The 9,234-nt window shown below is 59.9% G+C and carries 15 protein-coding genes; all 15 read right to left on the reverse strand.

The window, feature by feature from the left end; translation table 11 throughout:
• Positions 1 to 446: hypothetical protein (locus HKN37_06490; protein ID NNE46290.1), on the reverse strand; the 446-nt coding region annotated here is incomplete at its 3' end.
• 114 nt (positions 447 to 560) lie between these two features.
• Positions 561 to 2,768: a copper-translocating P-type ATPase gene (locus tag HKN37_06495; GenBank protein ID NNE46291.1), complete on the reverse strand. Its 2,208-nt coding sequence runs from the start codon at positions 2,766 to 2,768 to the stop codon at positions 561 to 563.
• 167 nt (positions 2,769 to 2,935) lie between these two features.
• The gene (locus HKN37_06500; protein NNE46292.1) at positions 2,936 to 3,388 is read right to left on the reverse strand and encodes a hypothetical protein; all 453 of its coding nucleotides are present in this window, start codon (positions 3,386 to 3,388) and stop codon (positions 2,936 to 2,938) included.
• Positions 3,385 to 4,110: a hypothetical protein gene (locus HKN37_06505; protein NNE46293.1), complete on the reverse strand. Its 726-nt coding sequence runs from the start codon at positions 4,108 to 4,110 to the stop codon at positions 3,385 to 3,387. Before HKN37_06505 ends, HKN37_06500 begins: the two co-directional genes overlap by 4 nt.
• A complete protein-coding gene (locus HKN37_06510) occupies positions 4,110 to 4,496 on the reverse strand; it encodes a hypothetical protein (protein ID NNE46294.1) in 387 nt (128 codons plus the stop codon). The genes HKN37_06505 and HKN37_06510 overlap by 1 nt, the downstream gene beginning before the upstream one ends.
• 294 nt (positions 4,497 to 4,790) lie before the next feature.
• The gene (locus HKN37_06515) at positions 4,791 to 4,976 is read right to left on the reverse strand and encodes an SHOCT domain-containing protein (GenBank protein NNE46295.1); all 186 of its coding nucleotides are present in this window, start codon (positions 4,974 to 4,976) and stop codon (positions 4,791 to 4,793) included.
• Positions 4,977 to 5,104: 128 nt separating this feature from the next.
• Entirely contained in the window at positions 5,105 to 5,581 is a 477-nt protein-coding gene (locus HKN37_06520; GenBank protein ID NNE46296.1) for a hypothetical protein, read from the reverse strand.
• Between the two features lie 58 nt (positions 5,582 to 5,639).
• Entirely contained in the window at positions 5,640 to 5,906 is a 267-nt protein-coding gene (locus tag HKN37_06525) for a hypothetical protein (protein NNE46297.1), read from the reverse strand.
• Positions 5,907 to 5,974: 68 nt separating this feature from the next.
• Complete coding sequence (locus HKN37_06530) at positions 5,975 to 6,334, reverse strand: helix-hairpin-helix domain-containing protein (protein ID NNE46298.1); 360 nt, start codon at positions 6,332 to 6,334, stop codon at positions 5,975 to 5,977.
• Between the two features lie 73 nt (positions 6,335 to 6,407).
• Positions 6,408 to 6,548, reverse strand: coding sequence for a DUF2933 domain-containing protein (locus HKN37_06535; GenBank protein NNE46299.1), 141 nt, complete (start codon positions 6,546 to 6,548; stop codon positions 6,408 to 6,410).
• A 57-nt stretch (positions 6,549 to 6,605) separates the two neighbouring features.
• Entirely contained in the window at positions 6,606 to 7,274 is a 669-nt protein-coding gene (locus tag HKN37_06540; GenBank protein NNE46300.1) for an isoprenylcysteine carboxylmethyltransferase family protein, read from the reverse strand.
• Positions 7,275 to 7,300: 26 nt separating this feature from the next.
• Positions 7,301 to 7,831, reverse strand: coding sequence for a hypothetical protein (locus HKN37_06545; protein NNE46301.1), 531 nt, complete (start codon positions 7,829 to 7,831; stop codon positions 7,301 to 7,303).
• Between the two features lie 55 nt (positions 7,832 to 7,886).
• Complete coding sequence (locus HKN37_06550; protein NNE46302.1) at positions 7,887 to 8,405, reverse strand: DUF3347 domain-containing protein; 519 nt, start codon at positions 8,403 to 8,405, stop codon at positions 7,887 to 7,889.
• Complete coding sequence (locus HKN37_06555; GenBank protein NNE46303.1) at positions 8,402 to 8,761, reverse strand: P-II family nitrogen regulator; 360 nt, start codon at positions 8,759 to 8,761, stop codon at positions 8,402 to 8,404. The genes HKN37_06550 and HKN37_06555 overlap by 4 nt, the downstream gene beginning before the upstream one ends.
• A gap of 11 nt (positions 8,762 to 8,772) precedes the next feature.
• The coding region (locus HKN37_06560) for an efflux RND transporter permease subunit (protein ID NNE46304.1) at positions 8,773 to 9,234 on the reverse strand (462 nt) is incomplete at its 5' end.

The following is a 9,234-nucleotide window of genomic DNA, read 5'->3' on the forward strand; positions in this document are numbered from 1 at the left end:
TTCATGCCGCCACACCCGTTGCGATGGAAGGGTCGGACGCAACCACCGGTGTAGCACGCGTTCCCTGTGAAGCCTTTCGGGCCGATGAAGGCAATCCAACCTTCAACGGCTGCCTGAACCTCGTCCGCGCTGAAGCCTTCGTTCACGATCAGGTGATGCGACAGCCCCCACCAGCTCTTCGCCATATTGCAGGGGCAGCAGCAGGTGTAGGCGCTGTTGTCGCTACAGCATGGTGCCGGGATCTTCGACAGGGCCTTCTTCTTGATCAGCTCTTGCTCTGGCGTCAGCTCGATGGAGTTGTAGTAATCGATGAACTTCTGTGTTTCTTCTCTCACATCGGTGAACTCGATGGGCGACGCAACCGCAGGTCTATCGGTCTGAAATAGGCCGATGGCGAATACCATCATCACTGCCGCCAAAGCGCCGATCCACCAGATTCGCTTCACGGCGCTCTTCTTACGAGCGGCCTGAAGCTGCCTCGCTCTGTCTCTTTTCCTTTTCTTGCTACTCATCAGATGACTCCTTCCTCAACCAATCTGGTTGTTCCTCCTCGCGTGCCCTTAGATTCGAGTGCTCCGCAGTCGAAGGGCGTTTGCTATGACCGAGACCGAGCTGAAGCTCATGGCCGCTGCGGCGATAATCGGGCTCAAGAGAATCCCAAAGAAGGGGTAGAGGACGCCTGCTGCTACCGGGACTCCAAGTGCGTTGTAGATGAAGGCGAAGAACAAGTTCTGGCGGATATTTCGCATGGTCGCCCGGCTCAAGACTCTCGCCCGTACAATCCCGGTCAGATCACCCTTGACCAGCGTCACACCTGCACTCTCCATGGCTACGTCGGTCCCGGTTCCCATGGCAATACCCACTTCGGCTTGCGCCAGAGCGGGAGCATCGTTAACACCGTCTCCGGCCATCGCTACGACGTGACCCTCGCTCTGTAGGCGTTTGACGATCGCGGCCTTCTGCTCGGGCAGAACCTCGGCATCGACTTCATCGATATCGAGCTTCTTCGCCACTGCCTCGGCCGTCGTTCTGCTGTCACCAGTGAGCATGACGACTCGCACACGCTCGCGGTGCAGCTGGGCGATGGCCTCGGGTGTTGTGTCCTTGATCGGATCGGCGACGCCGATGAGTCCGGCAGGGCGACCGTCGATGGCGACGAACATCACCGTCTGCCCATCCCTGCGCAGTTCCTCAGCAAATCCCGTCAACTCGCCAGCATCGGCACCTACATCGACCATGAGAGCCTGGTTACCGAGCGCAACCCGTCGTTCCGCCACCAAGCCCCTGACCCCCTTGCCGGTTATCGACTCGAAGTGGTCCGTATTGACCAGATCGACGCCTCGCTCTTCGGCACCGGTGACAATCGACTCCGCCAATGGGTGTTCGCTGCCACGCTCCAGACTCGCCGCCAGGCGCAGAAGCTCCGATTCATCCCAGCCTTTGACAGCATGAACGGTCATCAACTCCGGCTTTCCCACGGTGAGTGTCCCTGTCTTGTCGACAACCAGTGTGTCGACCTTGCGCAGAGTCTCGATCGCCTCGGCATCACGAAACAGCACTCCGGTCGTGGCGCCCTTGCCGGTAGCCACCATGATCGACATCGGTGTAGCGAGTCCCAGGGCGCACGGACACGCGATGATCAGGACTGCGACTGCGTTAATCAGAGCAAACGCCATGGCTGGTTCTGGCCCGATCAACGCCCACACCGCGAAGGTCACAATCGCGATGACCACGACCGCCGGAACGAAGTAGCCCGCCACGACGTCAGCCAGCTTCTGGATCGGAGCGCGGCTACGCTGGGCCTCCGCAACCATGTGGACGATCTGAGACAGCAGGGTGTCGGAGCCGACCCGCTCGGCCTGCATGACCAACGACCCGGTTCCGTTGACCGTCGCGCCGATCACCGCCTCGCCCGGCCCCTTCTCAACCGGAATCGGCTCACCCGTGACCATGGACTCGTCTATCGAGCTCGTTCCCTGCACCACGACACCGTCCACTGGCACCTTCTCGCCCGGTCTCACGCGAAGCCGATCCCCGGGCTGGATCTCTTCCAGAGGTACGTCCTGTTCGGTACCGTCCTCGCGAATCATTCGGGCCGTCTTGGGCGCCAGACCGAGCAGTGCCTTGATCGCAGCTCCGGTCTTGCTCCTCGCCCGCAGCTCGAGCACCTGCCCAAGCAGCACCAGGGTCGTGATCACGGCAGCTGCCTCGAAGTAGACCGCGACCTGTCCGCCTTCGCTGCGAAAGGACGCCGGGAAGATCCCCGGCAGGATCTCCGCGACGAAGCTGTAGACATACGCGACCCCGACTCCCAAGCCGATCAACGTGAACATGTTGAGGCTCCGATTGACGATCGACTTCCAGCCTCGAACGAAAAACGGCCAGCCGCCCCAGAGGACTACCGGAGTCGCGAGGAGAAGCTCGACGACTCCCAGAGCTCGGGGAGAAGCGAGGCGACCGAGAAAGGCAAGACCGAGAGCATCGGACATCGCGATCACGACCAACGGCACGGTCAGCACGGCGCTCACCCAGAACCGCCGGGTCATATCGGCGAGCTCGGCGTTCTCTTCGTCCTCCGCAACACCTCCGATCGGTTCGAGTGCCATACCGCAGATCGGACAATCTCCGGGCTCGTCTCGTACGACCTCCGGGTGCATCGGGCAAGTCCACTGCGTCGACTTCGACACCTGGAATCCTGCGACGCGCTCCAGGCTCATGCCGCACTTGGGGCAATCGCCCGGTTCGTCGGTGACGATCTCCGGGTGCATCGGGCAGGTGTAGGTGCCGGGCCGGGCCTTGGTCCCCGAGTCGGGCGGCGGCGCCTCATGGCCATCATGGCAGCAGTCGTCCTGCCGCTCAGCACCGGCGCCTCCTGCACCGTTCTTGTTGTGTGAAGCGTCGTGTTGGCTGTGTGTATTCGAGTGGTGCCCCGAGGTCATTCCAAGTTTCCTTTCAGAGATACCCGCGCCGGTTGGCGCCGGAGGATCCAGATGAGCAGGGTTGGCACGGCCAGCCACTGCAACAACGGCAAGAGGCCTACTCCGAAGACGAGCGGCATGGCCGCCGCATAGGCCCAACTTTCTCGAATCGTGGTATTGAACCACTCGCTCCAGATCGTGTAGGCGAGCCCTACCCCGATAAACACTGCCGCAACGGCGTTGCCGCGATCTACCGGCCAGCGCCTGGAGCGCGAAATCGCGGCGGTAACCAGGAAGGCTCCGAGGAGAATCAGTACGTCGCCGACCGTGCAGTGAAAACGGCTCCAGACCACGTATCGCCACCCGTTCGCGTGATCCACATAGAAGGCCGACTGCGCGAACTCCCAGACAGCATTGAGCCCAAAGCCCCAGAGAATCACCGGGATCTCAAAGAGGCGGCTGCTATTCATGCACCGTTCTCCCTGCCAATGGCTACCCCAGACGCCTGACTTCGGTGCCACGTGAAGTGCTCGTAGACACCGGCCCAGTAGGCCCCGAAAGCCACGGCGAACATCAGCTCCTCGAGTGGAAACCCGAAGATCGACAAACCCGAGAGCACATCGAGGTTCCAGACCCTCTCGATGTAGCCGGGAGCCGTCAACTCGAGTCCCACCAGAAACACGAGATAGTAGGCTAGGAAAGTCACTCCGCCTACCAGCGTGGCACTCTTCAGATCCGGCCGGCACAACACCGTAGCCGCTGCTCCGACAATCATCGCGACAATGCTGGGGTAGATAGGATTCCAGGGGATGACGTACAGCAGCGGAAAAATGAGAAACGGCGAAGCCAGGGCCCAGTTATGAAACCGATGCCTGGGGCTATGGCGTTCTTCTCTCGAAACCGTCTGCAACCGGCGTTGAGCGATTGCGTTGAAGAGCACTGCCCCCACACCGCCAATACCGAAGCAGAAGATCAGGCTCTCGATGTCGAAACCAGTTCTCAGCGCCAGGTCGAATAGACTCGGCGGGCTCCAGTACTCAGGCACGAAGAGCGGCTCGGTGAGCCCAAAGGGCATGGTGAACAAACTGGCCCAGAGCATGGCTTGCCGGTGCTGCCGGAACGCCCAAAAGAGGACCGCCCAAGGGACCAAGAACGCACTCGACCAGACGAGCCAGACGTAAGTGTCCGAGATCAAGAGGGCGCCTCCTCGACAACCGATTCACCTTCATGGGGGAGGTCGGAGTGGCAACACTCCGGAAGCTCGGTGCGAATGATCTCGAGCGCAGCCATCACCTTGGCCTGAAAGTCGGTGCGGCTCGATACCGAGGACCAGTTTGGATGCAGGTCCCACACGCCCTCAGCGCGGCGATCAAGCATCGCGGGCCCAGACGATTCTCCCACCTGCGAATTCCGGTCGCGCCGGGATGAGATCTTCGGTGCTCCCAAGTGGACGACCGCCGTATAGCGGGCCATCTCTTTCTCGAGAGTGCTTCCGATCCCACTCCAATAGTCCTGCGGACCCTCGGGCCAAAAGGCTGACCCATCCACCGTGCCCCGATCACTCAGTACCACCGCCACTCGCCCATCTTGGGCGATCGATCTCTCCAGCCTCCTCTGAGCCCAATAGACCGATCGCAAAGCGCTTCGGCGGCCCGAATCGGTGAAGTGGAATGGGAACTCAGTCCCAAAGACAGAGGCCGCCGACCTGGGTAGGACCGCCACCTGTGAGCAGAATGAGCGCAATGCCAGACCCAGAACTTCCTTCCTCCCGGCTCCGGGGCTCCCTGTCACGACGACAAACTTCGGCTCACGCGACTCGAGTACACACTCGCAACGCTGCCTGCCCACCTGGAACAACTCCATCGAACCACCTCAGAATTGACGCAGGTCCTTCATCGCCCGCTCGTACTCATCGCGCGTGATCTCACCGCTCGCGAAACGCCTCTGCAAGATCTCTTGCGGCGACTCTCGCGGAGGCTCGGTCTTCTTCATCGCCCGCACCCCCAGGTAGATTCCTGCGCCCACGATCGCGAACACCGCGAACCAGAAGATCCACATCCCGCCAGCGTGCCACCATGAATCCCAGTGCTGCACTACTCACTCTCCTTTCAGAATGACGAATAGGAGACCGCGTTTGAGCCGGGGCCAAGTCGCCTCGGCGCCCGCGCCCCGGCTCCACGCCTCCCTCATCCCTCGTGGCGATGCTCCGACGGCTGTTCGGGAGATTCCTGCGCCTCTCCAGACGGCATCTTCTTCATCATCGGGCAATCGCCCATCGACTGCTTCATGCCTTCCATCATTCCGGTGCGCATGTGCTCCATCATCTGGGGCTGCATCTTCATCATCATCGCGTGCATGGCCTTGCGCTGGCTTACCAACTCGGCCACCACGGCCGCGACGGCATCGGTCTTCTTTCTGCTGCCAGCGGCATCCATCTCAGCCACGAGCGCATCCAGCTTTTCGTCCATTGCCTTCATCTTGGCGTGCATCTTCTGGTGCATCGCCATCATCCCCTCTTCCATCATGGCCTCTCCGCCCATGCCCGGATGGCCCATCGAAGGCTTCTCCTCGGACTCTCCAGCCACGATGCTCGTCGCTCCCATCAGAATGACGGCTACAACGGCTGCCGCGATGCTCAGTCTTGTGATGTTCTTCTGTCTCATGTGATTCCTCCTTGAATCGTTGTGAATTGCTCGAGTGCAATGCCTCCTTGCGCTGCACTCATCCGGCCGCTCCGGCCCACTTCCGAAAGAAGTAGTTGTGAAGCGGAACGAAAACCAGGGCTGCGTAAGCTCCCCACAGGAAGCTTTCGATGAGCCCGATGAAAAACGCTCCTACTGATAGCCACTGGAAGCCAGGTAGGACGATCTCGAGAAACTCGTGCATATGCAGGGACTGCGGTGTGACGAGCCCCCACAGGACGCAGAGTGCGAAGCTGATGGCCGCTGCCAAGCCTAGTGACCAGAACCAGATCTTGAGGTTAAACATGATTTGGAATCCTCCCCCGATTGCTTTGTTACAGAGGTTGTCGCTGCAGGCTCCACGTGACGCGGCGACTACTTCTTCTTGTTCTTCTTGCTCTTCTTGCTCTTCTTGCCTTTTCTCTTGGCCTTCTTTTTGGCTTTGGCCTTTTCAGCCTTCTTCTTGTCCTTGCCGCCCTTCCTCTTGCCCCTTCTCTTCTTGCCCTCATCACCGCCCTTGGGCGCTGCACTCTGCTGCCGGGAATCAGACGCCTGACCGCCGATTGCCTCACAGGCAGCAGCAAGGATTCTCTGGGCACTCGCCGGACCGAAGCCACGGATGCCTGCGATCGTGGCAACGTCCGTTTCAGCGAGGGTCTCCACGGATTCAATCTCGTGCGCATACAACGCCGCGGCTGCTCTTGGGCCTATCCCGCGGACCTTGGTGAGTTTCATTCGCATAACGACCTCCCTTGACATAACGCCTGCGCACTAAGCCTCTGGGCAGCGATGCAGACATCCCGTTTCATCATCGGCCAGAATCCGGCCGGTCTTCATCCTTGCCTCGACCATGATCGTGACCATGATCGTGGCCATGGCCCAGAACATGGACGCCGACGCAGACCAGAATGACCAGAACGAAAAACCAGTTTTCAGTGAGTATCTCCATCGTGATGCCTCCTTGCCTTCCAGATCTGCAGACGGATGAGTTGATTCGTCATTACACCTACTCGCTTCGAGCCTCTGCCTTCGCCTCTCGAGGAACGTTCCCGAGATATGGAAAGAAGGCCGGAGTGTTCTCGGCGTAACGGCCATACACCTCGCCGAGCGTCGCCCGCACCTCACGCTCCTCACGTCGCGCCAACGCCACGTACATCCAGACCAGCACCGGGAACATCACCAGGGTGAGAAGCGTTGGCCACTGGAACAGGAAGCCGAGCATGATCACGACAAACGCCGAGTACTGTGGGTGACGAACACTCGCGTACGGACCCTCGGTTGCCAAAGTGCCCTCCTGCTGTGCCTTGTGGAGCACCTTCCAGGCTCTCGCCAGCACAATGAAGCCACCGAGAATGAGGACGTTGCTCAACACGTGTATCGGGTTGAAATGAGAGTTCCCATTGAGCCCGAGCACCGTGCCCCAGAGGTGCCCGGACTCATGAGAGAAGACGTCGAGGCCGGGGAAGCGACTCTGCAGCCATCCGGAAAGGAGGTAGATCGTCAGCGGAAAGCCATACATCTCGGTGAATAGCGCCACGATGAACGCCGAAAAGGCCCCCAAAGACCGCCAATCACGCTTTGTCTTTGGTTTCGTGAAGCTGAAAGCAAAGACGATGAAGATGATCGAGTGGATGATCACCAGTGGCCAGTATCCGTAGTCGTAGCTGCCTTGCATTTCGATCCTCCCGGTGACGTCAGCGGTCACGAGTCGATGATCGTGACCGTGGTGTTTATGTGATTCGTCTCGTGATCGTCATGGAATCCGTAGAACTCGTAGTGGTACTCACCCACTGGGGCTGCCATCGAGTGAATTCCGTAGTCACCAGCGAGGTCCTCGAAGCTGTAGAGGCCATCACCGGCGACCAGGTCGCCCTGCATCCCGTCGTCGTAGAGCCGAAGCCTCCCCGTGTCTCGAGGCAGTCCAGAGCCTTGCGGTCGCCCATATTCGAGCCACATTTCTACGGGGGCAGTCGGTAGCCCAAACGTTGCGATCTGAGCCTCAAATCGCGTGCTCACACCGGTACTCTCCCCCCGAGAGAGGGTCTGCCCGTTCACGGACTGGTCGTTGACCACAATGCTTGCACTCGTCATCATCAGGTCGGGTTTGGTGGCCGCTGTCGGGCTCGGGTTGTCGCTACTGCAGCCGGCTGCCAGCAAGAAAAGCAGACCTCCGACGAAGGCGGAGGCCTTTCGTAGCGTCTTCGATTTCACATTGATCTCTACTCGGTTCATGACTTGATATCTCCTGTTCTTGTTTCTGTTGTTCAGTCTTGCGTCCACTCGCCCACTAGTCGGCGATGATCTCTCCGCACGTGGGCATGGCCTGCCCCATGTATGGGTTGCTTATCTCGCCGTGTGGCTGTACCCAGGCTTTCTTGGCCATCGGGCAGAAGACGACCATCGAGCCCTCTGTACCGGCCAACTTGCGGTAGCGGCCCATCGGTTTACTGAGCTCGAACAGGGCTTCGCGCGCCGACTCGAGATCTTCACTCCCAGCGAGACGGGCTGCTGCCGAAGAGATCTCTGGGAGGAGCTCCTCACATTCGGCAGATTTCTCCGCTGAGACACCAGCTTCGCGAGCGTTGAATGCCTTTGCGAGTTTGTGCATCCGATGCTCGATGGCGCTGGCGTGCTCGGCCACATCGGCCATGCTGTCCTTCACCAGAGACAGGCGAACAGCTTCGTAGTGCCCCAGGACCTCCTGGAACGCATTCGTCTCATCCGCTCCGCTGGCGGCGAGCATTCCCCCAACCAGTGGCAGCAGCAGCAACAGCACGATGCTTGTACTTGCAATTTTGATCTTCATGGTTTTCCTCCTCGGTTCTCCAGAGCCCGGGTGTCCTTGTCCCCGGTCCGGACTTTGATTGCTTGCTCGACAGGGGTTACGAACACGATTCCGTCGCCTTTCACCCCGGTGTGCGCGGCCTTGACGAGAGCTTCGACAAGACACTCGACATCCGGTGCACAACAGACGACCTCGACCTTTGAGACCTCGAGCATCTTGTGGTACTTGCTCGGCGCGAAGGTGAAGAGCAGCGGCTCGTAGCCGTACCCCACACCGTGAACCCTAGAGATGGTGATCCCGGGGGCGCCCGCTGCCTCGAGAGCGCGAACAACCTCATCCACTCGAGTCGTCCGAACGAATGCTTTGATCAGTTTCATTGGTTACTCCTTTAGGCCTCTGCGGGCTCGGGCTGCGATTCGTCCTCATCGGCAACAGGAAACAAGGGGCCTTTCTCAACCTTGACGGCACGCCAGATGAAGTAGATGGCGGGAAAGACCAGCAGCTCAGCGACAAACGACGTGAAAACTCCTCCGACCATCGGAGCGGCGATTCGGCGCATGACGTCCGAACCGGTCCCGGTTGCCCAGAGAATCGGCACGAGCGAGAAGAACGTCGCCATGACGGTCATCATCTTGGGCCTGATCCGCTGAACGGCCCCGTGATCGACAGCTTCGGCCAGATCGGCGTAGCTGTTCATCTTCCCCTTCCGCTTCCAGTCTTCGTAGGCGATGTCGAGATAGAGCAGCATCACGACCCCGGTCTCGGCGGCGAGGCCGGCGAGAGCGATCATTCCCACCCAGACGGCGATCGACCAGTTGTAATCGAGTGCCGCCAGAAGCCAGATCGATCC

It is taken from the genome of Rhodothermales bacterium (assembly GCA_013002345.1).
Classification (GTDB): Bacteria; Bacteroidota; Rhodothermia; order Rhodothermales; family JABDKH01; genus JABDKH01.